Source organism: Nocardioides ungokensis, from assembly GCF_013466985.1.
In the GTDB taxonomy this organism is placed as follows: Bacteria; Actinomycetota; Actinomycetes; order Propionibacteriales; family Nocardioidaceae; genus Nocardioides; species Nocardioides ungokensis.
Genome location: NZ_CP059164.1, coordinates 645,555 through 672,448, shown reverse-complemented (window position 1 = coordinate 672,448; position 26,894 = coordinate 645,555). Strand labels below are relative to the sequence as shown.

24 protein-coding genes are annotated in these 26,894 nt (G+C 72.5%); 8 read left to right on the top strand and 16 right to left on the bottom strand.

What is annotated here, in order from left to right:
• Positions 1-162 precede the first annotated feature (162 nt).
• The 4 genes from H0S67_RS03365 to H0S67_RS03355 are packed head-to-tail and all read right to left on the bottom strand — an operon-like array spanning position 163 to position 2,981.
• Positions 163-819, bottom strand: a complete 657-nt coding sequence (locus H0S67_RS03365) for an ABC transporter permease (RefSeq protein WP_219635455.1) — start codon at positions 817-819, stop codon at positions 163-165.
• Positions 816-1,214, bottom strand: coding sequence for an ABC transporter permease (locus H0S67_RS23075; protein ID WP_219635454.1), 399 nt, complete (start codon positions 1,212-1,214; stop codon positions 816-818). The genes H0S67_RS03365 and H0S67_RS23075 overlap by 4 nt, the downstream gene beginning before the upstream one ends.
• On the bottom strand, positions 1,175-1,726 hold the full coding sequence (locus H0S67_RS23070; RefSeq protein WP_219635453.1) for an ABC transporter permease: 552 nt from the start codon (positions 1,724-1,726) through the stop codon (positions 1,175-1,177). The genes H0S67_RS23075 and H0S67_RS23070 overlap by 40 nt, the downstream gene beginning before the upstream one ends.
• On the bottom strand, positions 1,719-2,981 hold the full coding sequence (locus H0S67_RS03355; RefSeq protein ID WP_180935441.1) for a polyamine ABC transporter substrate-binding protein: 1,263 nt from the start codon (positions 2,979-2,981) through the stop codon (positions 1,719-1,721). Before H0S67_RS03355 ends, H0S67_RS23070 begins: the two co-directional genes overlap by 8 nt.
• A 111-nt stretch (positions 2,982-3,092) precedes the next feature.
• Here H0S67_RS03355 and H0S67_RS03350 point away from each other — a divergent pair, with 111 nt between their 5' ends.
• From H0S67_RS03350 to H0S67_RS03340, 3 genes are read left to right on the top strand one after another with little or no spacing between them, the layout of a single operon-like run.
• The gene (locus tag H0S67_RS03350) at positions 3,093-4,469 is read left to right on the top strand and encodes an aspartate aminotransferase family protein (RefSeq protein WP_180935440.1); all 1,377 of its coding nucleotides are present in this window, start codon (positions 3,093-3,095) and stop codon (positions 4,467-4,469) included.
• Positions 4,470-5,405, top strand: coding sequence for an ABC transporter ATP-binding protein (locus tag H0S67_RS03345; RefSeq protein WP_180935439.1), 936 nt, complete (start codon positions 4,470-4,472; stop codon positions 5,403-5,405).
• A 5-nt stretch (positions 5,406-5,410) separates the two neighbouring features.
• Complete coding sequence (locus H0S67_RS03340; protein WP_180935438.1) at positions 5,411-5,575, top strand: hypothetical protein; 165 nt, start codon at positions 5,411-5,413, stop codon at positions 5,573-5,575.
• 12 nt (positions 5,576-5,587) lie between these two features.
• On the opposite strand, the gene H0S67_RS03335 is transcribed toward H0S67_RS03340, so the two are convergent.
• Complete coding sequence (locus H0S67_RS03335) at positions 5,588-6,274, bottom strand: TetR/AcrR family transcriptional regulator (protein WP_219635452.1); 687 nt, start codon at positions 6,272-6,274, stop codon at positions 5,588-5,590.
• A gap of 98 nt (positions 6,275-6,372) precedes the next feature.
• Between H0S67_RS03335 and H0S67_RS03330 the strand changes: the two genes are divergently transcribed.
• Positions 6,373-6,525: a hypothetical protein gene (locus H0S67_RS03330; RefSeq protein ID WP_180935437.1), complete on the top strand. Its 153-nt coding sequence runs from the start codon at positions 6,373-6,375 to the stop codon at positions 6,523-6,525.
• Positions 6,526-6,531: 6 nt separating this feature from the next.
• Positions 6,532-8,601 carry an acetate--CoA ligase family protein gene (locus H0S67_RS03325; RefSeq protein WP_219635451.1) on the top strand — a complete coding sequence of 690 codons (2,070 nt, stop codon included), beginning with the start codon at positions 6,532-6,534 and terminating at the stop codon, positions 8,599-8,601.
• Here the strand turns inward: H0S67_RS03325 and H0S67_RS03320 are convergent.
• Complete coding sequence (locus H0S67_RS03320; RefSeq protein ID WP_180935436.1) at positions 8,598-9,875, bottom strand: NAD(P)/FAD-dependent oxidoreductase; 1,278 nt, start codon at positions 9,873-9,875, stop codon at positions 8,598-8,600. The two genes, H0S67_RS03325 and H0S67_RS03320, sit on opposite strands and share 4 nt — an antisense overlap.
• A gap of 63 nt (positions 9,876-9,938) precedes the next feature.
• On the opposite strand from H0S67_RS03320, the gene H0S67_RS03315 reads away from it, so the two are divergent.
• The 3 genes from H0S67_RS03315 to fahA are packed head-to-tail and all read left to right on the top strand — an operon-like array spanning position 9,939 to position 13,241.
• Positions 9,939-11,105 carry an acyl-CoA dehydrogenase family protein gene (locus H0S67_RS03315; protein WP_180935435.1) on the top strand — a complete coding sequence of 389 codons (1,167 nt, stop codon included), beginning with the start codon at positions 9,939-9,941 and terminating at the stop codon, positions 11,103-11,105.
• A gap of 58 nt (positions 11,106-11,163) precedes the next feature.
• A complete protein-coding gene (locus tag H0S67_RS03310; protein WP_246355086.1) occupies positions 11,164-12,021 on the top strand; it encodes a hypothetical protein in 858 nt (285 codons plus the stop codon).
• Entirely contained in the window at positions 12,018-13,241 is a 1,224-nt protein-coding gene (gene fahA, locus H0S67_RS03305) for a fumarylacetoacetase (protein WP_180935434.1), read from the top strand. The genes H0S67_RS03310 and fahA overlap by 4 nt, the downstream gene beginning before the upstream one ends.
• A gap of 104 nt (positions 13,242-13,345) precedes the next feature.
• Here the strand turns inward: fahA and H0S67_RS03300 are convergent, their stop codons facing one another.
• From H0S67_RS03300 to H0S67_RS03255, 10 genes are all read right to left on the bottom strand, one after another.
• Positions 13,346-14,095 (bottom strand): IclR family transcriptional regulator, encoded by a 750-nt coding sequence (locus H0S67_RS03300; RefSeq protein ID WP_180935433.1) that lies wholly within the window; start codon positions 14,093-14,095, stop codon positions 13,346-13,348.
• A 47-nt stretch (positions 14,096-14,142) separates the two neighbouring features.
• A complete protein-coding gene (locus H0S67_RS03295; RefSeq protein WP_180935432.1) occupies positions 14,143-15,891 on the bottom strand; it encodes an L-lactate permease in 1,749 nt (582 codons plus the stop codon).
• A gap of 30 nt (positions 15,892-15,921) precedes the next feature.
• Positions 15,922-17,319 carry a glycolate oxidase subunit GlcF gene (gene glcF, locus H0S67_RS03290; RefSeq protein ID WP_180935431.1) on the bottom strand — a complete coding sequence of 466 codons (1,398 nt, stop codon included), beginning with the start codon at positions 17,317-17,319 and terminating at the stop codon, positions 15,922-15,924.
• 1 nt (position 17,320) lies between these two features.
• Positions 17,321-18,589, bottom strand: a complete 1,269-nt coding sequence (locus H0S67_RS03285; protein ID WP_180935430.1) for an FAD-binding oxidoreductase — start codon at positions 18,587-18,589, stop codon at positions 17,321-17,323.
• The gene (locus tag H0S67_RS03280; protein WP_180935429.1) at positions 18,589-20,064 is read right to left on the bottom strand and encodes an FAD-linked oxidase C-terminal domain-containing protein; all 1,476 of its coding nucleotides are present in this window, start codon (positions 20,062-20,064) and stop codon (positions 18,589-18,591) included. The genes H0S67_RS03285 and H0S67_RS03280 overlap by 1 nt, the downstream gene beginning before the upstream one ends.
• Before the next feature lie 13 nt (positions 20,065-20,077).
• Positions 20,078-20,509, bottom strand: a complete 432-nt coding sequence (locus H0S67_RS03275) for a GlcG/HbpS family heme-binding protein (protein WP_180935428.1) — start codon at positions 20,507-20,509, stop codon at positions 20,078-20,080.
• Positions 20,506-22,680 carry a malate synthase G gene (locus H0S67_RS03270; protein ID WP_180935427.1) on the bottom strand — a complete coding sequence of 725 codons (2,175 nt, stop codon included), beginning with the start codon at positions 22,678-22,680 and terminating at the stop codon, positions 20,506-20,508. Before H0S67_RS03270 ends, H0S67_RS03275 begins: the two co-directional genes overlap by 4 nt.
• Before the next feature lie 285 nt (positions 22,681-22,965).
• Positions 22,966-24,171, bottom strand: coding sequence for an acyl-CoA dehydrogenase family protein (locus tag H0S67_RS03265; protein ID WP_180935426.1), 1,206 nt, complete (start codon positions 24,169-24,171; stop codon positions 22,966-22,968).
• Between the two features lie 3 nt (positions 24,172-24,174).
• A complete protein-coding gene (locus H0S67_RS03260; protein ID WP_180935425.1) occupies positions 24,175-25,230 on the bottom strand; it encodes a phosphotransferase family protein in 1,056 nt (351 codons plus the stop codon).
• On the bottom strand, positions 25,227-26,894 hold the full coding sequence (locus H0S67_RS03255; protein WP_219635450.1) for a class I adenylate-forming enzyme family protein: 1,668 nt from the start codon (positions 26,892-26,894) through the stop codon (positions 25,227-25,229). Before H0S67_RS03255 ends, H0S67_RS03260 begins: the two co-directional genes overlap by 4 nt.

The following is a 26,894-nucleotide window of genomic DNA, read 5'->3' as shown; positions in this document are numbered from 1 at the left end:
ACCGCCGGTGCGCGAGGTAGCCGAGGACGACAACGAGCAGTGACGTGACCAGGAGCAGCGTCGTCAGCGCGTTGAGCGCCGGGGTCGGCGCGGCCCGGGCGGTGTTGTAGACCTTGACCGACACCGGCTCGGTCGAGGAGTCGCCCGAGAGGTAGCGCACGATCACGAAGCGTCGATGACGTCGGCGAACACCAGGACCGCGCTCGCAAAGATCGCCGGGACCAGCATCCGCAGGAGCACCCGCCCCACGGCCCTCGACGGCGAGGCACCCAGGTCGACGGCGGCCTCCTCGTAGTCGCGTCCGATGGTCAGCAGCCGGGCCCGGACGATGACCACGGGATAGGACAGCTGGTAGGTCACCAGCCCGATCACCTGGCCGCTGGTCCCCAGCCGCAGCGGGGTGGTCAGCACCGTCGCCACGAACAGCAGCGACACCGCGATCAGGATCTCGGGCAGCACGAAGGAGACCAGCACCGCCAGGTTGGCCCCGGCCGGCAGCGGGCCCCGCCAGCGGTCCAGGCCGAGCGCCATCGCCACGCCGAGCGGGATCGTCAAGGCCGTCACCAGGACGCCGAGCCACAGCGTGTGCGTCAGGGCGGTGTGGAGGCTCGCGTCGTGCCAGACCGAGCGCAGCGGGTCCCCGTAGTACCAGCGCATCGAGAAGCCCTGCCAGGTGGTGCGCGAGCGACCCGCGTTGAAGGAGAACAGCGCCGCCACGAGCACGGGCAGCAGCGACCACACCAGGTAGAGCACGGTCACGACGAGCAGCCCCCACGGTCGGCGCCACGGGTCGCGCCACCACCCGGCCACGCCCCTCACGACTGCACGTCCGTCCCGGTCCGGGTCGACCTGACGTAGACCAGCATCGGCACGATCGACACCAGCAGGATCAGCAGCACGAAGGCCCCGGCCTGGCCGGTCTGGCCCGGGGTGAGGACCGAGTTGTTGATCAGGTTCCCGATCATCGAGGTGTCCGGGGACCCGGACAGCAGGTCGTTGGTGAAGTAGTCGCCCAGCATCGGCAGCGACGTCACCAGCAGGCTGACCACGACGGCCGGCCGACTGAGCCGCCAGGTGATGCGGCGGAAGGTCTCCCACCGGCTGGCGCCGAGGTCGCGTGCGGCCTCGAGCGTGGCCACGGGGATCCGGTCCAGGCCCGCGAACAGCGGCAGGATCATGTAGGGCACGTAGCCGTAGACCAGGCCGAGCACCACGGTGGACGGGCGACCGCCCAGCCAGTTCTCGTGCACGTCGAAGACCCGCCGGCGCTCAGCGTCCGGTTCACCAGTCCGTCGGTCTGCAGCAGGTTGACCCAGGCCAGCATCCGCATCATGTAGCTGATCCAGAACGGCGCGATCAGTGCGAACAGCAACGGTCCCTTCCACCGACCGGCGAACCGGGCGGTGAAGTAGGCCACCGGGTAGGCGATCAGCAGGCACATCGCGCTCGCCAGGCCGACGTACACGACCGTGCGCACCAGCGCCGGCCGGAAGAACGGCTGCGCCCCGACGACGTGGTCCCACACGTAGCGGAACTGGGCGACGTCCCAGTCCACCGGGTTCCAGACCGGGACCGGCTGTCGCAGGATGGGGTCGACCCCGCCGAACAGGATCGCCAGCACGACGTACATCGGCGCGATGAAGAGCAGCCCGAGCCAGACCATCCCCGGGACCGCCAGCAGCGGCCAGAGCCACCGGGCGCCTCGGGGACCGGCAGCCTCAGCCACCGGCCTTGAACTCCTGCCAGACCTGGTGGTACGCCGCGTCGGCCGCCGCGGGCAGCTGCAGCAGGGGGATCCCGGTGTCGAAGTCCTTCTCCCGCACCACCGCGGTGGCGAGGTTCTGCGGCACCAGCCCGTCGGCCACCAGCGAGTCCGGCGTGAACTTGAGCAGGGGCGGCTGGTAGCCGGTGAAGGCGAAGTTGGTCCCGGCCACCTTGTCGTCGAGCAGCTCGTTGAGGAACACGTGCGCGGCCACGGGGTTCTTCCCCTGGGCGAGGACCACGGCCAGGTCGTTGTCGACCTCGCCCCTGCCGTCCTCGGGGAACCAGAAGCGCAGCACGTCGGCGGAGACCTTGTTCGGCAGGTAGTAGGGCAGGTTGATCGCGTCGCCCGACCACATCTGGCACAGGCCGTACTGACCGGCAGGCATCTCGGTGTACATCGAGATCGTGACCCGCGGCTTCATGGTGCGCCGCATCTGGAGCAGCTGGTCGCGGACCAGGGCGATGTCCTTCGGGTCCGTGGTGTTGATGTCGAGGATGCCGTTGCGCAGCAGGACCATCGCCATCGCGGTGTGCCAGTCGTCGAGGATCGCCATGTTGCCGGCGTAGTGGGTGTCCCACAGCACGTCGTACGGGTTGGACATCGCCGCCACGTCGGTCGGCACCATGTCCGTGCGCCAGCCGATGCCGGTGCTGTAGATCGTGTACGGGATCGTGTAGCGCGAGCCGCGGTCGTACCACGGGTCGCGCAACCGGGGCCACAGGTTGCCGGAGTTGGTGAGGTAGTCGTGGTTGAGCGGCCGGAGCAGGTCGGCCGCGACCAGCCGCCCCAGGGAGTCGTAGCTCGGGAAGTAGACGTCGAAGGCGAGGTCCTTCGAGGCGATCTTGGTCAGCGCCTCGTCCGCGTCGTTGAACGTGGAGAGCCGGATGTCGAGGCCGTACTTGTCCTCGAAGTCCCTCAGGAAGCGCGGCGAGAGGTAGTCGGCGTAGTTGTAGACCCGCAGCGTGCTGCCCCGCTCGGGGGTGAGCCCGGACTTGATCATCGGGTTGGCCTGGCTCGTCGGCCAGCGCACGGGGTTGTCGGGGGCCGGGATCGTCTCGCGGGCGCTCGGGCTGCCCGTGCTGCCGCCGCCGCACGACTCGAGCAGCGTGGCGAGTCCGGGTGCCGCGAGCCCGGCCACAGCGGCACGCAACAGCGACCGGCGGGCGACCGCGCTGCGGCCGGTGAACGGCGCACGACGCGCCGGCTCTCCTGACATGCATCGCCTCCCGTCGGAGCCGATCGTTGTTCCTCGCCGCCACCGTCGCATAGACTGAACCGTCAGTCAATGACGCCCGAAGCCGCGGTGAACGCCGCGCGAGGAGCTCCCATGACCGCGACGAGCGTGCTGTCGGACCGGCTCGACAGCGTCATCGAGCAGGAGACCGAGGCCTTCGTGGCCCGCCAGCCGCAGAGCCGGGCGCACGCGTCGCGGGCCCAGCACCTGGCCGGCCGCGTCACCTCCAGCTGGCAGATCACCGAGCCGCAGGCGGTCTGGATCGACCACGGCGCCGGTTCGAAGATCTACGACGTCGACGGCTTCGAGTACTCCGACTTCCACGGCGGCTACGGCGTGGCGCTGGCCGGGCACGCCCACCCGGCCGTCGTCGCCGCGGTGCGGGACCGGGTCGGGCGCGGCACCCACTTCGCCCAGCCGACCGAGGACGCCATCGTGGTGGCCGACGACCTCGCCGACCGCTTCGACCAGCCGCTGTGGCGGTTCGCGAACTCGGGGACCGAGGCCACCATGGACGCGGTCCACCTCATCCGCGCGGCGACCGGGCGCGACCGGATCCTCAAGGTCGAGGGCTGCTACCACGGCCACCACGACTCGGTGGAGGTCTCGGTCCTGCCCGAGGCCGACGACCCCATCGGCCCACCCGACCGACCCCGGGGCGTGCCGGACAACACCGGGATCCCGGCCGCGATCATGGACCTGGTGACCGTGGTGCCGTTCAACGACCTCGAGGCGGTCGAGCGGGCGCTGCTGCGACACCGGGACGAGGTCGCCGGGATGATCCTCGAGCCGATCATGATGAACGCCGGGATCATCCACCCCGTCGACGGCTACCTCGCGGGCCTGCGGGACCTGTTGCACCGTCACGGCGCCCTCCTGGTCTTCGACGAGGTGAAGACCGGGCTGACCGTCGGGCCCGGCGGCGTGAGCAGGCTGCACGGCGTCAACCCGGACGTCATCTGCCTGGCCAAGGCCATGGGCGGCGGGATCTCCACCGCAGCCGTCGGGGGCAGCGAGGCGGTCATGTCGCTCATCGCCGACGGCCGCTACGAGCAGGTCGGCACCTTCAACGGCAACCCGCTCGCGATGGCCGCGGCACGGGCGATGCTGACCGAGGTCCTCACCCCCGAGGCGTACCAGCGGCTGGACCGGTTGACGGCTCGCATGAGCGACGGCCTGCAGGACGTCTTCGACCGGTACGCCGTGGGGTGGCGGGTGGTCACTGCCGGCGCCAAGGGCTGCGTGTCGTTCCTGCCCGACCCGATCCGCGACTTCCGCGACTTCCTGACGCTCGACGGCCGCTACGGCCACGCGCACTGGCTGGTCCAGCACAACCGCAGCGCCTTCCTGCCCCCGTGGGGCAAGGTGGAGCAGTGGCTGCTGTCCGTGCAGCACACCGACGAGGACATCGACCGGTTCGTCGACAACTGCGAGCACCTGGCCTCGCAGCTCACCGCCGGGGAGGCGTGAATGGCGGGTGCCCTCTCCCTCTCGGGTCTGGTCAAGCACTTCGGCGACGAGGTCGCCGTCGACGGGATCGACCTCGACGTGCGGGAGGGCGAGTTCTTCTCCCTGCTCGGCGCCTCGGGCTGCGGAAAGACCACGACCCTGCGGATGATCGCCGGCTTCGAGCGTCCCGATGCGGGGACCATCCACCTCGACGGTCGCTCGCTGGTGGAGGTGCCGCCCCACCGGCGGCCCGTCAACACGGTCTTCCAGTCCTACGCGCTCTTCCCCTTCCTCGACGTCTTCGAGAACGTCGCCTTCGGGCTGCGCTACCAGAAGGCCGGCCGTGACGAGGTACGTCGTCGCGTAGGGCAGGCGCTCGAGCTCGTGCAGCTGGGGTCGATGACCAAGCGCAAGCCGCACCAGCTGTCGGGCGGACAGCAGCAGCGGGTGGCGCTGGCCCGGGCCCTCGTCCTCGAGCCGACCGTGCTGCTCCTCGACGAGCCGATGGGCGCCCTCGACGCCAAGCTCCGCAAGCAGCTGCAGGTGGAGCTGAGGTCCCTGCAGCGCCTGGTCGGCACCACGTTCGTCTACGTCACGCACGACCAGGAGGAGGCCCTGACCATGTCGGACCGGGTCGCGGTGCTCCGCGACGGCAAGGTCCTCCAGGTGGGCACCCCCGGCGAGGTCTACTCCCAGCCGTCCGGCGTGCACGTGGCGACGTTCCTGGGCACCGCGAACCTCTGGGAGGCCACGGTGCGGGCGATCGGGCCGGAGGGCCTTACCTGCACGATCGGCGAGCACCGGCTCACCGTCGCCAAGACCGAGTGGGACCCTGCCGTCGGCGAGGTCGTGCAGGTGATGGCGCGGCCCGAGCGGGTCGAGGTGAGCCCGCTGGCTCCGGGGGAGGATGTCGGGCCGGCACCCCGGACGGGTCCAACCGGCTGCGGGCGCGGGTGAGGGCCGTGACGTTCCGGGGCGCGCACACGACGGTGACGCTCGACTGTGCGGGCCTGTCCCTCCAGGCCGACGTGCCGAACGTCCTCGGCGAGCCTCCGCTCTGGTTGACCACCGGGTCGGAGCTGGTCGCGACCCTCGCACCGTCGGCGTTGCGACTGCTCCCCGGGTGACGTCGGCCTGCCTCAGCCCAGACCCAGCTCGCGGCGCGCCACCTCGTGCGCCACGCGACGGGCCAGGGCCCGGTCGACCCGCGGGTCCTCCAGCGCGATCTGGACGACCAGCCCGTCGAGCAGCGCGGCCCACGTGATCGTGAAGAGGTCGACGTCCACGGCCTCGATCTCGCCCGCCTCGATGCCCTCGCGCACGACCCGGCCGATGAGGTCGCGCCACTGCTGGTCCAGCGCGGCCCGGTCCTTCTTCACCTCGGGGTGCCGGAACGCCTGCGCCCACAGGTCGAACCACAGGCCCCAGTCCGCGGGCAGCTCGTCGCTGTCGGGCAGGCACCACGCCACCAGCGTGTCGAGGCGCTCCTCCAGGGCCGCGGTCTGCCCGAGCATCTCCTCGACGGCCGCGTAGAAGGACCGCTCCGACCAGCGCAGCGCCTCGGTGAGGAGACTGTCCTTGGTGCCGAAGTAGTAGATGACCAGCGCCGGACTGGACCCGATCCGCTCGGCGACGTCGGCGATCCGGGTGTCGGAGAACCCTCGCTCGGCGATCAGCCGCGCCGCGGCGGCGAGCATCTGGTCACGGCGGGCGTCCGCCACGCCGGGGCCCTGTCCTTCGCCCGGCGCCTCGGCCCGGTCCCCGGCCTGCCTCCCGGCGGCCTGGGTACTGGCGGCCTGGGCGCTGGCGGGCTGCTTGTCTGCCACGGAGCTCCTGGAGGTCAACCAACTGCTTGCCGCGGCACCGTACCACCTCATAGACTGAACAGTCAGTCAACGTCCATGGGCCAACGCCACGACAGGCGATGAGCGGGGTGATCAGCATGGCCGACGAGCACGACGCCGTCATCGTGGGAGGCGGGCGCCATCGACTGTCGGCGTACCTCGCCCCGGCACTGAAGGACGCGCGGGCAGCCAGGCGCGCGCCCCGGCGGCTGCTGACCACGCTGGGTCGCTGAGGCCCGATGGTGCTGCCGCCGGTCCGTCCACGACTGGCCCGGATGCTCGAGGGCCGCACCGTCGCGGCCGTCGGCGCCAGCGACCGCCCGGACTCACTGGGCTGGCGGATGGCCACCGAGGTGCTCCGCAGCCCCGGCATCGCCCGCTCCTGGTTCGTCAACCCGCGACACCGGACGGTCCTGGGCCGCCCGTGCCTGCCCTCCCTCACGGACGTGCCGGACCCGGTCGACCTGGTGCTGCTGGGCGCCCCCGACCGGGCCCTGGTCGAACAGGTGCGGCTGGCGTCGGCCCGGGGCGACGCGGGCGCGGTGGTGTTCGGCAGCGCACACGGGCTCCGCGACGAGCTGGTCGCTGCCGCGGACGGGCTGGAGCTGTGCGGCCCCAGCTGCATGGGGTTCGTCAACGTCACGCGCGGCGTGCGCGCGCTCGGCTACCTCGAGCCCGAGCACCTGCCCCCCGGGCCGATCGCCCTGGTCACGCACTCGGGGTCGGTCTTCTCCGCCCTGCTGCGCAGCCACCGCCGACTGGAGTACTCCCTCGTCGTGTCGTCGGGACAGGAGCTCGTCACCACCACCGCGGACTACCTCACGCACGCGCTGGAGCAGGAGGAGACCCGCGTCGTCGCACTGGTGCAGGAGACCCTGCGGGACGTGCCGCGCCTGCGTGCTGCGCTCGCCGAGGCAGCCGACCGCGACATCCCCGTCGTGGCGCTCACGGTGGGCAGCTCGCGTCGCGGACAGGCACTGGTCGGCGCCCACTCCGGCGCGCTCGCCGGGTCGGACGCCGCGTGGGAGGCGCTGGCCGCGGCGTACGACGTCCACCGCTGTGACGACCTCGGTGAGCTCGCTGACAGCCTCGAGACCTTCGCGATCGGACGACGGGTGCGGCCTCGCGCCCGCCCGCACGGGATCGCCACGGTTCACGACTCCGGCGCCGAGCGGGTGCTGGTGGCAGACGTGGCCGAGCGGCTCGGTGTTCCGTTCGCAGACCTGTCGGAAGCCACGACCGCCAAGCTCGCGACCGTGCTCGACCCCGGGCTCGAACCGGACAACCCACTCGACGTCTGGGGCGGCGGGTCCCGCACGGAGGACCTGTTCACCGACTGCCTGACCACGCTCGCCGACGACGACGCCGTCGACGTGGTCGCCCTGGCTGTCGACCTGGTGCCCGAGTACGACGGCGACTTCGCGTTCCCCCGGGCGCTGGCGCGACTCTCGGCGCACACCGACAAGCCAGTGGTGGTGCTGTCGAACCTGTCCTCCGCGATCGACCGGCCGGTCGCCGCCGACCTGCGCCAGCAGGGCATCCCCGTCCTCGAGGGCACCCGGTCGGGGCTGCGCGCGCTGGGCCACCTGCTGGCCGATGCCGAGCCGGCACGACGGCCGGTGGCCGCACCGGTCCAGCACGATCGCCGGGACCGCTGGCGCGCGCGTTTGATGGCCGGCGACGCGGACCCGTTGACCCTCGTCGCCGACTACGGAATCCCGGTGGCGCCGTGGGTCACCGTCCGCGACGCCGCCGCGGCGGTGCGGGCGGCCGCCGAGCTGGGCCACCCGGTGGTGCTCAAGACCGCCGATCCGTCCGTCACGCACAAGGTCGACGTCGACGGCGTCCGCCTGGCCCTGGCCGACGCGTCGGCGGTCGCGGAGGCGTACGCCGACCTGGCCGCCCACCTGGGTCCCTGCGTGACCGTCCAGCGCCAGCTGCCGCCGGGCGTCGAGATCGCCCTCGGCGTGCACCGGGACCCGTTGGTCGGCCCGCTGGTCGTCGTCGGCGCCGGGGGCACGCTGGTGGAGCTGCTCGCCCAGCGGGCCGTGGCCCTGCCGCCGGTCGACGAGGCGGTGGCCCGACGGCTCCTCGACTCGCTGAAGGTGACCCGGCTGCTCACGGGGCACCGAGGTCGGCCGCCGGTCGGGGTACAGGGCGTCGTCGACGCGGTGGTGGCGATGTCCCGGCTCGCCGAGGAGCTCGGCGACGTGCTCGAGGCCGTCGACGTCAACCCCCTCGTCGTACACCCGGGCGGGGCGGTGGCGGTCGACGCGCTGGTGCTGACCCGGACGGCGGCTCGCGGCTAGCCGGCCGTCTCGGGGCTGGCGGTCTGGGCGGTGGCCGTCCCGGGGCCGGCCGGCTCGAGGCCGGCTGTCTCGGGGCCGACTGTCTCGGGGAAGGGCAGCGCGATGGGATCGGGCGCCAGCCGGCTGCGGCCGTGCTCGTCGAAGCGGTCCAGCCCCAGGTCGCTGACGTCGACGACGTCGGTGGCGTCAGCCACGGCCAGGTCCGCGGCGACACGGGCGACGCCGGGCCCCCACATCATCCCGTGGCCTCCCGCGGCCGCCACGGTGACGCCCGTGACCGGGCCGTCCGCGGTGATGAGCGGCCCCAGGATCGGCAGGTGGTCGGGAGTGAAGTCGATGGTCGCAGCCCAGGCCTTGCGCAGCCCCAGCCCCGCGGTCGAGGGCACGAGCATCGCCATCCGCCGGCGCATGCTGGCGTAGTACGCCCAGTCGAACTCGGTCGCCTCGCCCGGACGCTCGTCGGGGTTGCTCATGCCCCAGAGGACCCCGCCCTCCTCGGGTCGCCAGTAGATCCCGGAGGCCACGTCGAAGACCATCGGCAGCCGGTCGGGCGCGAGGTCGGGATGCGGACCGGTGACCACCACCTGGTGCCGGGCGCCGCCGGCCGGGATCCGTGCTCCCGCAGCCCGACCCACCGCGGCGAGCGTCGGACCACCGGTCAGCACCACCCGGTCCGTGGCGATCTCGCCCGCCGAGGTGAGCACGCCGGTCACCCGGTCACCCGAGCGCAGCAACCCCTCGAACGACGTCCGTTCCCGCAGCCGGACGCCGGACGTCACCAGGGCCGCGGTGTAGGCGAGGACGTTGCGCGGCGGGTCGACGTACCCGTCGCCCGGCGCGTAGGAGCCACCCAGCGTCAGGCCGCGGCCCATCGCCGGGTTTAGGTCGTCGAGCTCGTCGGAGCCGACCCACCGCACATCGAGGCCGAGTGCCTGCTGCATGGCGATCCGGTCCCGGGCCTCGGTGACCTCGCGCTCGGAGAAGCAAGGCATGAAGTAGCCCTGCGCCACGAACCCCGAGTCGAGGCCGAGGCGCTCCGGCTGCGAGGCGTAGAAGTCCCGGCTGAACAGGCCGAGCCGGACGGCCACCTCGGTGCCCCCCTGGGCGCGGACCATGCCGGCGGCCCGGGAGCTGGCGCCGCTGCCGAGGGTGCCGCGCTCCAGCAGCACGACATCGGCGAGACCCGCCTCGCGCAGGAACCAGGCACACCACGCACCCACGGTGCCGCCGCCCACGACGACGGCGTCGGCGGTGCGCGGGAGGGCGCTGGTCACCCTCTCGAGGCTGGCATAGACTGAACAGTCAGTCAATGCCGTCACCCGGACGCGGGAGCCGCCATGTACGGACTCAGCCCCGAGGACCTCGAGCTGCAGCGCCGCGCCCGCGGCTTCACCGACGAGCTGATGGCCTGGGAGCTCACCGCGGAGGAGCACGACGGCCGGATCCCGGAGGACGTCGAGGCCAAGCACCACCGCCGGGCACGCGAGCTCGGCCTGTACGCCACGAACATGCCGGCCTCGGTCGGCGGGCCGGGCTGCTCGACCCTCCAGCAGGTCCTGGTCCAGGAACAGGGCGGCCGGGTGACCAACGGCCTCGCCTGGTGCCTGCACACGCCCCCGTCCTGGTGGCCCGAGGTCGCCAACGACCACCAGCGGGAGCGCTGGCTGCTGCCGACGGTGCGCGGCGAGCTGCAGGAGTGCTACGCCATCACCGAGGAGGACGCCGGCTCCGACCTCACCGACCTGTCGGCGACCGCCCGCCGGGACGGCGACGGCTACGTGCTCGACGGCGTGAAGTGGCACGTGACGTCCTTCCACGAGGCCGACTACGCCTTCTTCCAGGCCGTGCTCACGACCGGACCGCACGCCGGGGACCAGGCCCTGTTCGTGGTCGACGTGGACGCGCCCGGGGTGCGGGTGGTCCGCACACCGGCGTACACGCACACTCTCGGGCACCGGCACCCGGTCGTCGCGTTCGAGCAGGTGCGGGTGCCGGCGAGCCACCTCGTGGGGACCGAGGAGGACGGCATGTCCTTCGTCTTCGAGTGGTTCCGCTTCGAGCGGCTGATGGTGGCCGCGCGCTGCCTGGGAGCCGCCGAGCGCCTGGTCGACGAGGCCACGGCGTTCGCGCAGCAGCGTCGCGTCGGCGGTGAGCCGCTGGCGCGCAAGCAGCTGGTGCAGGCGATGCTCGCCGACAGCCTCACCGAGCTCTTCGCAGCGCGGGCGATGACCTACGAGACGGCCAGGTCAGTCGACGAGGGACTCGACCGCAAGGTCCTGCACGCGCGGTGCTCGATGGCCAAGCTCTACGCCTCCGAGATGGCCGGCCGGGTGGCGGACCGGGCGGTCCAGGTGTTCGGCGGTCGCGGCTATCTGCGGGAGAACGTGGCCGAGCGCTTCTTCCGCGAGCTGCGGGTCGAGCGGATCTGGGAGGGCGCCAGCGAGGTGCAGCGGCTCATCATCGCCGACCAGCTGGCGAAACGGGGCCGCCCCACCTTGGTCTGAGGAGTCCCGATATCCGGACGGTCTCGTCCGTTATGTGCGGCCCCGTTACAGTGGCGGCGTGAAGTCTCCACTGGGACCGGCCTGGGTCGGGCTGGTCGACGACGCGGCCATCTTCCCGCCCGGCAACGCCGACCTCGTCGACGCGGCGACGGCCTACGTCGATCGTGCGGGGACGCCGCACGCCGACCTCGTCGGCACGTTCGTGCTGCGTGACACCGACGTGCCCAAGGTGGCCGTGCCGCCCGGCGTCGAGCTCCCGGTCTCGGTCGTCATCACGGGCGGCGCCGGCCAGGTCGCCGGTCCGGCGAAGGCCTGTGCCCGGTCCAGCCTGACCCTCGCAGGACTCGAGATCGCGCTGCGCGACCTCGACGACCTGGCCGGCAACGCCCGGCGGGTCGTCACGGCGGTCGACGCCGCGCGCGCCGAGGGCCACCTCGCCGACGAGGTCCCGGTCTTCGTGGAGCTCCCGGCCGGGGACCCGACGTACCAGTGGCTGGCGGCGGCCGACGAGGTGGCGGCGGCCGAGCTGCGCCTGAAGTTCCGCACCGGCGGCCTGGAGGCGCATCTCTTCCCCTCGGCGACCCAGCTGGCCGCCTGGGTCGACGCCGCGCTGGACCGGGAGACGCCGTTCAAGTGCACCGCCGGCCTCCACAACGCCGTGCGGCATCTCGACCGGGACGGCTTCGAGCACCACGGCTTCGTCAACGTCCTGCTCGCCACCCGTCGCGCCTTCGACGGGGCCTCGCCCGCCGAGCTGGTCGAGACGCTCGAGCAGCGCGACGGCGCAACCCTGGCCGCCGAGGCCGCTGAGGCCGACCTCGCCGGGGCCAGGCGCTGGTTCACCTCCTTCGGCTCCTGCTCGATCAGCGAACCGCTCGACGACCTGACCGCCCTCGGACTGCTGGAGAAGCCGTGACCACCACCTGGGTCGAGGGAGCCGCCGGCTCCCTCTTCGACATCGACAACCTGCCGTACGGCGTCTTCTCGAGCTCCGGCGAGCAGCCGCGCGTGGGTGTGCGCATCGGCGACCACGTGCTCGACCTCGCGCCGGTCGCGGAGATCGGCGACCCCGCGTCCGAGCTGGCCGCCGCGTGGCGGACGCCCAGCCTGAATGCGTTCATGGCGATGGGAGCCGAGTCGTGGCGGATCGCCCGCCGGTGGATCATCGAGGTGCTCGGCGACGAGGTCCACCGCGAGCGCACGCAGCCCCACCTGCTGCCGCTCGCGGACCTGACGCTGCACCTGCCGGTCGAGGTCGCCGACTACGTCGACTTCTACGCGTCCGAGCACCACGCCTCCAACGTGGGACGCATCTTCCGGCCCGACCAGGAGCCGCTGCTGCCGAACTGGCGGCACCTCCCGGTCGGCTACCACGGTCGCGCCGGCACGGTGGTCGCATCGACCACGCCCGTGGTCCGGCCGCAGGGGCAGCGGAAGGCGCCGACCGAGGACTCCCCCACCTTCGGGCCCAGCCGCCGACTCGACATCGAGGCCGAGCTCGGCTTCGTCGTCGGCACCGGCTCCGCGCTGGGCCAGCCGGTCCCCCACGACGCGTTCGCAGACCACGTCTTCGGCGTCGTCGGTGTCAACGACTGGTCGGCGCGCGACATCCAGGCCTGGGAGTACGTCCCCCTCGGCCCGTTCCTCGGCAAGTCCTTCGCCACCTCTGTCTCCCACTGGGTGACCCCGCTCGAGGCGTTCGACGCCGCGTGGACGGACCTGCCCGGCCAGGACCCGACGCCGCTGCCCTACCTCGGGCCGGACCGGGCCCGGGGGCTGGACGTGGACGTCGAGGTGGTGCTCAACGGCGAGGTCGTCAGCCGGCCGCCGTACCGCACGATGTACTGGTCCCCCGCCCAGATGCTCGCCCACACGACGGTCAACGGGGCCTCGCTGCGCACCGGCGACCTCTACGCCTCCGGCACCATCAGCGGCCCGGAGCCCGGCCAGCGCGGCTCCTTCCTCGAGCTCAGCTGGGGTGGCAAGGAACCCTTCGGCACCGAGGTCTGGGAGGGCGGCCGCACGTTCCTGGAGGACGGGGACGAGGTGAGGCTCCGCTACACCGCGCCCGGCACCGGCGGCGGTCGGATCGCGCTCGGCGAGGTCGTCGGCCGGGTCGAGCCCGCCCGCGGCTGACCGCGGGCCGGAGTGCGTCCTTCCGGGTAGTCCGTGACGTTTCTGTTGTGGAAACGGCGTTCTCCACAGCAGAAACGTCACGGACTACCCACCGTAGGCCTCAGTCAGCCGTCGGCGAAGGCCCGCGCGACCCGCTGCATCTCCTCGACCAGCCCCGCGGTGCGCCCACCGGCGAACCGGTCGGCGGGACCGGACAGGGAGAGGGCCGCGAGGGCGGCGCCGGGCTCGCCCACGGGGACCGCCACGCAGCGCACCCCCGTCTCCTGCTCCTCCTCGTCGGCCGCCCACCCCTGGAAGGCCACGAGGTCGAGCTCGATGGCGAAGGCGTCGAGGTCGGTGATCGTGGCCGGGGTCCGCGCTGTCAGGCCGGTACGACGCACCACGCCGAGCGCTCGCTCCCGCGGCATCGACGCCAGCAGCACCTTGCCGACCGCCGTGGAGTGCGGCGGCACGTGGCGACCGACCTCGGCGAACATCCGCAGCGTGTGGGGCGAGGGGACCTGGGCGACGTAGACCACGTCGTCGCCCTCGAGGACAGCGAGGTTGGCGGTCTCCCCCGACAGGGCGACCAGCTCGGCGAGGTGCGGCCGGGCGCTGCGGACCATCGCCCGCTGGGCCGCGTCGGCGAGCCGCACGGCGGAGGTGCCGAGGGAGTACTTCCGGGAGGGGTCGCGGCGCACGTAGCCGCGCAGCTGGAGGCTCTGCAGCAACCGGTGCACGGTCCCCTGGGGCAGCCCGGTGAGGTCGACGAGCTCGGCGACCCCGACGGGCTTGCCCTCCCGGGCGAGCGCCTCGAGCAGGTCGAGGGAGCGGTCGACCGACTGCACCGACGCGGTGCGAGCCTCCTCCACCATGACTCCCTCTCCCGGCTGTCGGCCCCCCCAGATGTCGGATGCCGAGCCTAGGGCACCATCCAGTCCAGCACCGGCGTCGCCTGCAGGGCGACGATCACGCACATCAGCGCCAGCATGAGCAGGCTCCAGCCGATCACCTTGCGGAAGATCTCCCCCTCCCGGCCCGACATGCCCACGGCGGCCGCGGCGATGGCGAGGTTCTGCGGGCTCACCATCTTGCCGAGCACGCCGCCCGACGAGTTCGCGGCCGCCATCAGCACCGGGTCGAGGCCCGCCTTCGTCGCCGCCTGCACCTGGAGGGCGCCGAAGAGCGAGTTCGAGGAGGTGTCGGAGCCCGTGACGGCGACGCCGATCCACCCGAGGATCGGCGAGAGGATCGTGAAGAGACCGCCCGCGCCGGCGAGCCAGAGGCCCAGGGCAGCGGTCTGGCCGGACAGGTTCATGACGTAGGCCAGCGCGAGCACGGCCATCACCGTGATGATCGCCGACCGCAGCTCGACGTAGGTCGCGAGGTAGATCTTGAACGCCCGCCCCGGCTTGATCCGCAGGATCGCCATGCTGATCAGGCCGGCGATCACCAGCAGGGTGCCGGCCGCGGGCAGCCAGTTGAGCTTGAACTGCGTCAGCACCGGGTCGCCGGCACTGTTGACGATGTCGAGCCCGGGCCAGTCGACGAGGTAGGTGAAGGGTTCCTTGGCCAGGAAGTCGACCACCGCCGGGATGTTGGTGACCGAGAAGATCGCGATGATCACGAGGTACGGCGCGTACGCACGCAGCACCTCGCCCCGGTCGTCGGGCGAGGGGCGGGACTCCGCTGCGGCGTGCCCACCGGTCATCGTGGCCGCGCCGCCACCCGCGGAGCCGGACCCGACCGCGGAGCCGGACCTGCCCGCGGCCGCGCTGGTGCGCGCTCCCACCTCGTCGTCCGCGCGGTCGGCGGTCAGCACCTCGGCCGGCTGCCAGACCCGGACCAGCAGCACCAGGGAGCCCGCGGCCAGTAGCGAGGCGACGATGTCGGTGAGCTGCACGGAGACGTAGTTGGACGTCACGAACTGGGCGACCGCGAAGACGCCACCGGCGAGCAGGGCCGGCAGCCAGGTCTGGCGTACGCCGCGCCGGCCGTCGACGATCATCACCAGGATGAGCGGCACCACCAGGGCCAGGATCGGCGTCTGGCGGCCGACCATCGACCCGAGCGTGCCCAGCGCGTTGGCGTCCGAGAGCCGCGGGTCGGTGCTGACACCGGCCGCGATCGGGGCCAGCGTGACGATCGGGATCGCCAGCGCGCCGAAGGCCACGGGCGCGGTGTTGGCCACCAGCGCGACGGTGGCGGCCTTGACTGGCTTGAAGCCCAGCGACATCAGCATCACGACCGAGATGGCCACGGGGGTGCCGAAGCCGGCGAGGGCCTCGAGCAGGGCGCCGAAGCAGAAGGCGATGATGATCGCCTGGATCCGCTGGTCCGGACTCACCTTCTCGAAGGACTGCCGCAGCACGTCGAAGTGCCCCGACGCCACCGTCAGGTTGTAGATCCAGACCGCATTGATGACGATCCACAGGATCGGGAAGAAGCCGAACAGGCCGCCGTTCACCGCGGCACTGACCGCCTGGCCGACCGGCATGCCGAACAACACGACGGCGACCACCAGCGCCACCAGCAACGACACCAGGCCCGAGACCCAGGCCCGCACCTTGAGCCCCCCGAGCAGCAGGAAGAGCACGGCGAGCGGGATCAGGGCGCACAGGGCGCTCAGCGCGAGCGAGTCGGCGACGGCTCGCGGATCTTGTTGGAACATGACGGGACTCCCGAGGGTGTGGTGGGCGGATCAGGCGGAGGGGCGGGTCCCCTCACGGAGGCTGTCGGCGGGTACGCCGCGGATGGAGGCGTCGAGCACCTCGACGGTGTGCGCCATCCCCATGGGGCGCCCCGACCTTGCGATCGCGCTGGCGACCTGCATCAGGCAGCCGGGGTTGGCGGTGACCAGCAGCTCGGCGCCGGTGGCGACGATGTTGGCGGCCTTGCGGTCGCCGAGCTCGCGGGCCGGCTCGGGGTTGAGGATGTTGTAGATGCCGGCAGAGCCGCAGCACAGCTCCGGCTCGGCGATCTCGCGGAGCTCGAGACCCGGGATGCCGGCGAGCAGTCGCCGGGGCTGGGCGCGCACTCCCTGGGCATGGGCGAGGTGGCAGGCGTCGTGGTAGGCCACCGACACCTCGAGCGGGTGCCGCACGGCGACCGGCCCGAGCTCGTCGAGCACCTCGGCGACGTCGCGCACCTTCTCGGCCAGCGTCCGCGCACGGTCGGCGTACGCCGGGTCGTCGGCGAGGAGCCGGGCGTAGTCCTTCATCGTCGAGCCGCACCCGGCGGCGTTCACGACCAGCCGCTCCACGCCGGCTGCTTCGAAGGTGTCGACGATCCGGCGGGCGTAGCGCTGCGCCTCGGCCTCGCGGCCGTTGTGGACCGAGAGCGCGCCGCAGCAGCCCTGTCCCGGCGGGACGAAGACGTCGCAGCCCTCCGCCTGCAGCACGCGGGCGGTGGCTGCGTTCACCCCGGGGAAGAACGCCCCCTGCACGCAGCCGGTGAGCATCCCGACGACGGCCCGCCGCTCCCCCGAGGCCCGGATGTGCTCCGGCAGCGGCATCGGCCGGCCGAGCCTCGGTGCGAGGCTCTCCATCGCCGCGAGCTGGGGCGAGAGGCGCTCCAGCAGGCCGGTCCGGCGCAGGGCCCGGTCCAGGCCGGTGCGCTGGAGCCCGCGCAGCGGGCCACGGAGCAGCCGCAGCCGCCGCGGGTGCGGGAAGATCGAGAAGATCAGGCCCCGCAGCGCCCGGTCGGCGGCCGACCGGTGGTGGCGCCGCTCGACCTGCGCCCGGGTCTGCTCGATGAGGGTGTCGTACTGCACCCCCGAAGGGCAGGCGGTCACGCACGACATGCAGCCCAGGCAGGCGTCCCAGTGCGACACCATCGCGTCGCTCAGGGGCTCGCCCTCCAGGCCCTCCTTCATCAGGTAGATCCGGCCCCGCGGGGAGTCCATCTCCTCGCCCCAGAGCACGTACGTCGGGCAGGTCGGCAGGCAGAAGCCGCAGTGCACGCAGTCGCCGATCAGCGCGGCGTCCGGGGGGTGGTGCTCGTCGAAGGCCCCGCCGGGGGCCGGCAGGCCGAGGTCGACGATGCTCCCGGTCTCGCCCAGGTGCCCGTCGTACGCCGGGGTGTCGGTGTGCCCGTCCATCTCAGATGCCTCCCACGAATCGGCCCGGCGAGAGCCGGTGGTCGGGGTCGAACTGGTCCTTCACCCGGCGCATCAGGTCCAGCGCCGGCAGCGGACCCCAAAGGTCGACGGCCTGCTTCACCGCCGCCGAGCCGTCGAGGACCACGGCGCTGCCCCCGTGCCGGGAGCACGTCTCGCGCAGCCGGGCGACCGCCGAGGCCACGGCCTCGACCGGGGTCCCGGCCGGGATCGCCGCCTGCACGACCCCGGCTCCCACGGAGCCGCTCAGCGTGATCGGCACGTCCCCGACGAGCTCACGCGCGGCGGTCAGCACGGCTGCGAGGCCGGACAGCACGAAGGTGAGCTTCAGCGCGGTGGGCCGCTCGGCCGGGTCGCCCGAGCTCCCCCACGGGTAGCCGGACCAGCCGGCCGGCGGCTCGTCGCTCTCGGTCGCGAAGTCACCCAGCAGGCCACGGACGGTCGCGGCACGCGCCTCCACGCCGGCGGCCCTGCCCTCGAGCAGCACCGTCAGCACGCCGCCGGCCGCGGGGGGCCAGTCGATCTCGACCGCCGCCGGGACGGACTGCGAGTGGATGACCTCCTGGGCGAGCCGCTGCGCGTGCCGGGCGTCTTCCACCGGAGCCGTCACCCAGCGGCGCGCGGCAGGCACCGGGTGCAGGCGGAACGTCGCCTCGGTGACCACGGCGAGGGTGCCGAACGAGCCGACCATGAGCTTGCCGAGGTCGTAGCCGGCGACGTTCTTCACGACCCTGCCGCCCGCCTTGGCGACCACGCCGTCGGCGCGCACCACGGTGATCCCGATGAGCAGGTCGCGCACCGTGCCGGCCACGAGGCGCCGGGGACCGCTGGTGTTGGCGGCGAGCGTGCCGCCGACACTGGCGCCGGGCACGGTCTCGTCGACGCACAGGCGCTGGCCCGCGTCGGCGACCTGCTGCTGCAGGTCGGCCAGCGACATCCCGGCCTCGACGGCGACGATGAGGTCGCCCGCGGCGTGGTCGAGGAGCCGGTCGAGCCCGCCCAGGTCGAGGAGCACGTCGGCCGAGGTCGGCGGTCGTCCCCACGAGAGCTTGGTTCCCCGTCCGCGCGGCACCACCGTGAGCCGGTGGGCCGCCGCCGCGCGCAGCACCGCGGCCACGCCCTGGGTCGAGGTGGGCCGCGCGACGAGGCCGGGGACGACCCCGTCGACACCGTCGAGGGGCTCCGGGTCGCGGACCTCGCAGGTCTCGGCCACCGCGCGGCGGGCGGCGTCGGCGACGTCGGTCGACGTCATCAGAACACCTCCGCCAGCCCGGCCTCCTGCAGCGGGTGCGGGCCCTTGTGCCGCCCGGGCACCTCGCCGCACAGGCGAGGCGTCGGGAAGACCTTGCCGGGGTTGGAGATGCCGTGCGGGTCGAACGCGCACCGGACCAGCTGCATGGTGTCGAGGTCCTCCTCGGAGTACATCCGCGGCATGTACGCCGACTTGTCGACGCCCACGCCGTGCTCGCCGGTGATCGAGCCGCCGTGCTGGATGCACAGGTCGAGGATCGCGCCGCTGACCTCCTCGGCCGCCGCGCCGGCGCCCTCGACCGCGTCGTCGAAGAGCACCAGCGGGTGCAGGTTGCCGTCGCCGGCGTGGAAGACGTTGGCGACCCGGACGCCGGACGACGAGGACAGCTCGGCGATCGCGTGGAGCACCTCGGGGAGCGCGGTGCGCGGGATGACGCCGTCCTGGACGATGTAGTCGGGACTGATCCGACCCACGGCGGCGAAGGCAGACTTGCGGCCCTTCCAGATCAGGGCCCGGTCAGCGGGGTCGGTGGCGAGCCGCTGCTCGAAGGCACCGTGGTCGCGGCACAGCCGCTCGACCTCGTCGTACTCCTGAGCGACCTCGTCGGCCGCACCGTCGAGCTCGATGACCAGGACCGCACCGGCACCCGCCGGGTAGTTGCACTGCACGGCCGCCTCGGCCGCCTCGATCGCCAGCGCGTCCATCATCTCGATCGCGGCGGGCAGGACCCCGGCGGCGATGATGGCCGAGGTCGCGGCGCCGGCCTGGTCGGTCGACTCGAAGCCGACCAGCACGGTGCGCACCTCCTCCGGCAGCCGGGTCAGCCGCAGCGTCACGGAGGTGGCGATGCCCAGGGTGCCCTCGGAGCCGATCACCGCGCCGAGCAGGTCGTAGCCGGGGCTGTCCGGGGCGGCGCCACCCAGGGTCACCAGGTCGCCGTCCGGCGTCACGAGGTCGGCCGCGAGCACGTGGTTGGCGGTGAAGCCGTACTTCAGGCAGTGCGCGCCGCCGGAGTTCTCCGCGAGGTTGCCGCCGATCGAGCAGACCTGCTGGCTCGACGGGTCGGGGGCGTAGTAGTAGCCGAGCGGGGTCGCGGCGCGGGTGACGTCGAGGTTGATGACACCGGGCTCGACGACCGCGCGCTGGTCCTCGCGGCGCACCTCCCGGATGGCCCGCATCCGCGAGGTCACCACCAGCACTCCGTCGGCGTGCGGCAGGGCACCCCCGGACAGGCCGGTCCCGGAGCCACGGGCCACGAAGGGCACGCCGTGCTCGGCGCAGGCCGCCACGATGGCGGCGAGCTGGGTCGCGGTCTCCGGGACGACGACCAGCGCCGGGGTGACCCGGTAGTGGGTCAGCCCGTCGCACTCGTAGGTCCGCAGCCGGGCGCGGTCGGTGATGACGTCGGCGTCCGGGAGCAGCTCCGCGGCCCGGCGGGCGACCGCGGCGATGCCTGCCCTGTCCGTGCTGGTCATCCCCCGGCTCCCCTCAGTCGACCTGCGCGGTCAACCCGGCGCCCTCGATGCCGGCGACCGCTGCGGCCTCGTCGTTGTCGGAGGTGTCACCGGTGACGCCGACCGCCCCCAGCAGGGCCCCGTCGGCGTCGCGGACCAGCACCCCGCCCGGCACCGGCACCAGCGCACCGCCGACGGCCGAGGTGACGGCCGCGATGAAGTAGGGCTGCTGCTCGGCCCGGCCCATGATCGAGCGGGAGCCCATGCCAAGCGAGAGGGCGCCGTGGGCCTTGCCGAAGCCGATCTCGAAGCGCTTCATCGACGAGCCGTCCTCGCGCTCGACGACCACCACGTGGCCGCCGTCGTCGAGGACGACCACGGTCAGCGGCTTGAACCCCGCCTGGGCGGCGTGGGCGCGGGCTCCGGCGACGATCCGGCGGGCGGTCTCCAGGTCCAGGCTGCTCACGAGGCGCTCCCCTCCTGCTTCTTCAGGGCTCGGTGGCGGTGCAGGATCGGTTCGGTGTAGCCGCTCGGCTGGGTGAGCCCCTCCAGGACGAGCTCGCGGGCGGCGGCGAACGCCTGGCCGTCGAAGCTTGGCGCCATCGGGGCGTAGGAGGAGTCGCCGGCGTTCTGCTCGTCGACGACCGCGGCCATCCGGCGCAGCGTCTCCTCGACCTGCTCGATGCTGACCACGCCGTGATGGAGCCAGTTGGTGACGTGCTGCGCGGAGATCCGGCAGGTCGCCCGGTCCTCCATCAGCGGCTCGCCGGTGATGTCGGGGACCTTGGAGCAGCCCACCCCGGCGTCGACCCAGCGGACGACGTACCCGAGCAGGCTCTGGAGGTTGTTGTCGATCTCGGCCTGGCGGTCCTCCTCCGACCACGACGCCGGGTCGCCCAGGGGCACCTCGAGCAGCTGCTCGCGGTCGCGGCGGCGGCCGCCCCGCCGGAGCTCCTCCTGGCGGGCCCGCACGTCGACCCGGTGGTAGTGCAGCGCGTGCACGGTGGCCGCGGTCGGCGAGGGCACCCAGGCACACGAGGCGCCCGCCTGCGGGTGGCCGACCTTGGCGTCGTACATCGCGGCCAGGCTGTCGGGCGCGGCCCACATCCCCTTGCCTATCTGGGCGTGGTCGAGGAGGCCGCACTCGAGGCCGATGTCGACGTTGAGGTCCTCGTAGGCCTGGATCCAGGTCTCGCCCTTCATGTCGTTCTTGCGGACCATCGGGCCCGCCTGCATGGAGGTGTGGATCTCGTCGCCGGTGCGGTCGAGGAAGCCGGTGTTGATGAAGGCCAGCCGCTCCCGGGCCTCGTTGATGCAGGCCTTGAGGTTGAGCGACGTACGCCGCTCCTCGTCCATGATGCCGACCTTGATCGTCAGCCGCGGCAGGCCGAGGAGCTCCTCGACCCGGCCGAAGAGCTCGACGGCGAGGGCGACCTCGTCCGGGCCGTGCATCTTCGGCTTCACGACGTACATCGAGCCGGTCCGTGAGTTGGCGAGCTCCGACTCGCCGCGCAGGTCCTTCAAGCTGCCGAGCGCGGTCATGATCGCGTCGAGGATGCCCTCGGGGACCTCGTTGCCGTCCCGGTCGAGGACCGCGTCGGTGGTCATCAGGTGGCCGACCTGGCGGATGAACAGCAGCGAGCGGCCACGCAGGGTGACGTCCTCACCGGAGGCGGTGGCGTAGGTGCGGTCGGGGTTCATCGACCGGGTGAACGTCTTGCCGCCCTTGGTGACCTCCTCGGCGAGGGTGCCCTCCATGAGGCGCTTCCAGTTGCGGTAGCCGAGCACCTTGTCGTCGGCGTCCACGGCCGCCACCGAGTCCTCGAGGTCCATGATCGTGGAGACGGCGGACTCGAGGAGCAGGTCCTTCACGCCGGCGGCGTCGGTGGCACCGATCGGGTCGTCGGGGTCGACCTGGAGCTCCACGTGCAGGCCGTGGTGGACGAGCAGCACCGCCTCCGGCGCCGCGGGGTCTCCACGGTGGCCGACCAGCTGTGCCGGGTCGGCGAGCCGGACGACGTCGTCCTTGACCGTCACGGCCAGACCGTCGCCGTCCACGGCGTACGACGTGGCGTCGGCGTGCGAGCCGGAGGCCAGCGGGAAGTGCTCGTCGAGGAAGGCCCGGCCGCGGGCGATGACCTCGTCGCCGCGGACCTTGTTGTAGTCGTCACCGGGGGCGAGGTCGCCCTCCCGGGGGACGACGTCGGTGCCGTAGAGCGCGTCGTACAGCGAGCCCCACCGGGCGTTGACGGCGTTCGTCGCGAACCGCGCGTTGAGTAGCGGCACCACGAGCTGGGGGCCGGCGATGCGCGCCACCTCGTCGTCGACGTCGGCGGTGGTCACGGTGACCTCCCCGGGCTCGTCGAGCAGGTAGCCGATCTCCCGCAGGAACGCCGTGTAGGCCTGCGGGTCGGGGGTGCCCGGGTGCTGGCGGTGCCACTCGTCGAGCCGCGCCTGCAGCTCCTCGCGGCGAGCGAGCAGCTCGCGGTTGCGCGGCGCCAGGTCGTGGATGATCGAGGCCGCCCCCGCCCAGAACGCCTCGGGCTCCACGCCGGAGCCCGGCAGCGCCTCCTCGGTGACGAAGCGGTGCAGCACCTCCGCCACGTCGAGCCCAGCGACCTGCACTCGTCCTGCCATCTCCGAGCCTCCCGGCAGTAATTCCACATCGTGGAATGAACGTTCTGTCTCTTGGAACCCTAGGACGGACCCGACGCCCCTGACAACGGGTGGAGGTGATCGGGGTCACGGCCTCCAGAGTCCGTCAGTCGCGATCGCGGAGGGCACACCCGCACGGGTGAGCACCCCCGAGTCGGCGCTGGTTGACCCGACATCCACCCCGAGTCGGCGCTGGTTGACAGCCCGACCGGTACACCAGCGCCGACTCGGCGAGGTGCGTGCGTCGAGCAACGCCGACTCGGCGGTTCAGCCGACGTACGGGCGCTCGCGGCCCAGCTCCTCGCGGGCGATCGAGCGGCGGTGGACGGCGTCGGGGCCGTCGACGATGCGCAGCACCCGCGCCCAGGCGTAGAAGTAGGCCAGCGGGGTGTCGTCGCTGACGCCGGCGGCACCGAAGACCTCGATCGCCCGGTCGATCACGGCGGTGGCCATCGCCGGGGCGGCCACCTTGATCGCCGCGATCTCGGTCCGCGCTCCCCGGGCGCCGACGGTGTCGATCAGCCACGCGGTCTTGTAGACGAGCAGCCGGGCCTGGTCGATCTCGATGCGGGACCGGGCGATGAGCTCCTGCACGACGCCCTGCTCCGAGAGGTGGCGCCCGAAGGCCACGCGGGACTTCGCACGGTCCACCATCAGCCCCAGTGCCCGCTCGGCCATCCCGATCGCCCGCATCGCGTGATGGATGCGGCCGGGACCCAGCCGCGCCTGGGCGATCATGAAGCCGTCACCCTCGCCGGCGAGCAGGTTCTCGGCCGGCACCCGCACGTCGCGGAACACCAGCTCGGAGTGCCCGTGCTGGTCCTGGTAGCCGAAGATCGGCAGGTGCCGCTCGATCGAGAGGCCGGGGGTGTCGCGCGGGACCAGGATCATCGACTGCTGCCGGTGGGTGGCCGCGTCGGGTTCGGTCTTGCCCATCACGATGAAGATCTCGCAGCGCTCGTCGGCCACGCCGCTGATCCACCACTTGCGGCCGTTGATCACGTAGTCGTCGCCGTCGCGGGTGATCAGGGTGGTGATGTTGGTGGCGTCCGAGGACGCGACGTCCGGCTCGGTCATCGCGAACGCCGACCGGATCTCCCCGGCCAGCAGGGGCTCGAGCCACCGCTTCTTCTGCTCGTCGGTGCCGAAGAGGTCCAGCGTCTCCATGTTCCCGCTGTCGGGGGCCTGGCAGTTGATCACCTCGGGCGCGATCACCGGCGACCAGCCGGAGACCTCGGCCACGGAGGCGTACTCCAGGTTGCTCAGGCCGGAGACGTGCGGCAGGAAGAGGTTCCACAGTCCGCGCTCGCGGGCCGACTCCTTGAGCCGCTCCATCACCGGCGGGTAGGCGTGGTCGCCGTGCTCGCGCAGGTACGCCGCGTAGTCGGCCTCGGCCGGGAAGACCTCCTGACGCATGAAGTCCCACATCCGGGCACACGTCTCCTCGGCGCGGGGCGAGAGTGCGAAGTCCATCGGTCAGCCTTCCTGTGCGAGGCGGGCCAGGCCGTCCTCGGCAATCCGGGCGACCTCGCTGTCGAGGTCACCGAAGTCCTGGCCGGCCATCACGCCGGCCGCCACCCGGGCGGCGATGCCCTGGGCGATGACCGCGAACTTGAAGTGGGCGAACGCCTCGTAGAACGCGAGGTCCTCGAGGTGGGCGCCGGTCGCGGCGACGTAGCGCTCCGCGAGGTGAGCGCGCCCCGGGAAGCCCGGGGTCGCGGTCACGGCCGGGGTGAGCGAGGGCTCGGACTCCCCCGGCTCGCGCCAGTAGAAGAGCAGCAGTCCCAGGTCGGTCATCGGGTCGCCCAGCGTGGACAGCTCCCAGTCCAGGACCGCGGCCACACGACCGGGGTCGGCCAGGTCCATCAGGCAGTTGTCCAGCCGATAGTCGCCGTGCACGATCGCGGAGCGCTGGGTGGGCGGCAGGGCCGCCGCCAGCCGGCGCCCGAGCTCGTCGACCGCGGGCACCTCGTGGGTCCGGGACTTCTCCCACTGCCCACTCCAGCGCCTGATCTGTCGCTCGAGGAAGCCGTCCGGGCGGCCGTAGTCCGCCAGCCCGATCGCGACCGGGTCGACAGCGTGCAGCGTGACGAGGACGTCGACCAGGGCGTCGGCCATGGCCACCTTCTCGGCGTCCGACTCGGCGTACCCCGTGGGCAAGGTCGAGCGGATCACGTGCCCGTCCACCTTCTCCATCACGTAGAACGGCGCACCGACCAGGGCGTCCGTCCGGTCCTCGAGCAGCACCCTTGCCACCGGCACGTCCGTCCCGCGCAGCGCCCGCTGCACCCGCGCCTCGCGGCCCATGTCGTGGGCGCTGGGCAGCAGGGATCCCGACGGCGGCCTGCGCAGGATCACCACGCCGGCCCGGCTGGCCACCTCGAAGGTCAGGTTGGACTTGCCGCCACTGACCAGCTCGGCGGTGCACTCACGCCAGGCGTCATCGCCCAGCTCGACGGCGAGGGCCGGCCCGAGCCGGTCCAGCCGGACCAGGTGCGCCCACTCACCAGGCCCGGCGTCGTCCGCGCTCACGCAGTCGGCGCGCGCAGCTCGCGCCGGAGGATCTTGCCGGTCGTGGTCTTGGGCAGCTCGTCGAGGAACTCGATGGAACGGGGGTACTTGTACGCCGCCATCTGGTCGCGGGCGTAGTCGATCAGCTCCTGCTCGGTCGCGCTCACCCCGGGCTTGAGCGAGACGTAGGCCTTGACGCTCTCGCCGCGGTACTCGTCGGGCACCCCGACCACCGCCACTTCACGCACGGCCGGGTGCCCGTAGAGGACGTCCTCGACCTCGCGCGGCCACACCTTGTAGCCGGCGGCGTTGATCATGTCCTTCTTGCGGTCGACGAGGAAGAACCAGCCCCGCTCGTCCATGAAGCCGACGTCGCCGGTCCGCAGCTCGCCGCCCGGTAGCGACTGCTCGGTGGCCTCGGGCTTCTGCCAGTAGCCGGGCACCACTTGGGGGCCGGCCGTGACGATCTCGCCGATCTCGCCGACCGGCGCCTCCTTGCCGTCCTCGTCGAGGATCCGCACCACCGTGTCGAAGACCGGGACGCCCACCGACAGCGCGCCCGACGTCGGGTCGACGGGCGCCTTCACCCCGAGAGGTACGGCGTGGGAGGGACTGTTGGTCTCCGTCAGCCCGTAGATGTTGTGGATGTAGAGACCGGTCTTCTCCTGGAACTGGTCGGTGACCGCGGGGGCGATCGGCGCCCCGCCGGAGTAGAGCATCCGGAAGGACGACCAGTCCTCCCGCGTCGATCCCTCGAGGCCGGACAGGCTGATGAAGACCGTGATCGACCCGACGGTGAACGTCGGACGGTGCTCGCGGATCGCGTCCATCACCACGTGGGGCTCGAAGCGATGGGCCAGCACCAGCGGGCATCCGGCCAGCAGGGCGATGCCGACGTGCCCGATCAGCCCGGTGATGTGGAAGAGCGGCGCCACGCCCAGAACGGCGTCGTCCGGCCCCAGGCCCATCCAGTCCCGGTAGGTCTGGGAGTTGAACGCCATGTTGGCGTGGGTGTTCATCGCACCCTTGGGCACGCCGGTGGTCCCGGAGGTGTAGGTGAGCACGGCGACGTCCTCGCCCCGCGGGGAGACCGGCTCGGGCGAGCGGCCGGCGTACTCGGTGAACACCCGCGCGAGGTCGAGCGTCCCCTCGACGGCGCCGGTGCGGGCGGCGCCCGCGAAGAGGCGCTGGTCGTCGCGGTCCTGCTCGTCGAGCGGGGAGCAGGTGAACACGGTCTGCACTCGCACCTCTCCGCCGGCGATCACGTCCCTGGCCACCGCGGCGTACAGCTCCTTGAGGCACAGCAGCGCCGTCGCCCCCGAGTCGGCGAGCAGGTAGGTCAGCTCGCGTGCCTTGTTCATCGGGTTGATGGCGACCGCCGCGCCGCCGGCCTTCCACGCCGCGAGCAGCCCGACCACGAACGCCGGGTTGTTCTGGGTGTAGATCGCGAGCCGGTCGCCGGCAGCGAAGCCGTGCTCGGCGAGCGCGACCGCGAGCGCGTCGGACCTCGCGTCGAGGTCGGCGAACGTCAGCGTGCCGTCGAAGTAGCGGAGGGCGACCGCGTCGGGAGACCGCGAGACGGTGGCGCGGAAGAGGTCCAGCATCGTCTCGTGCTCGGGCGTGATGTGCGCGGTCGTCCCGTCCCGGTAGAGCGCCAGCCAGGGCCGTTCGGTGTACGTCGTCAC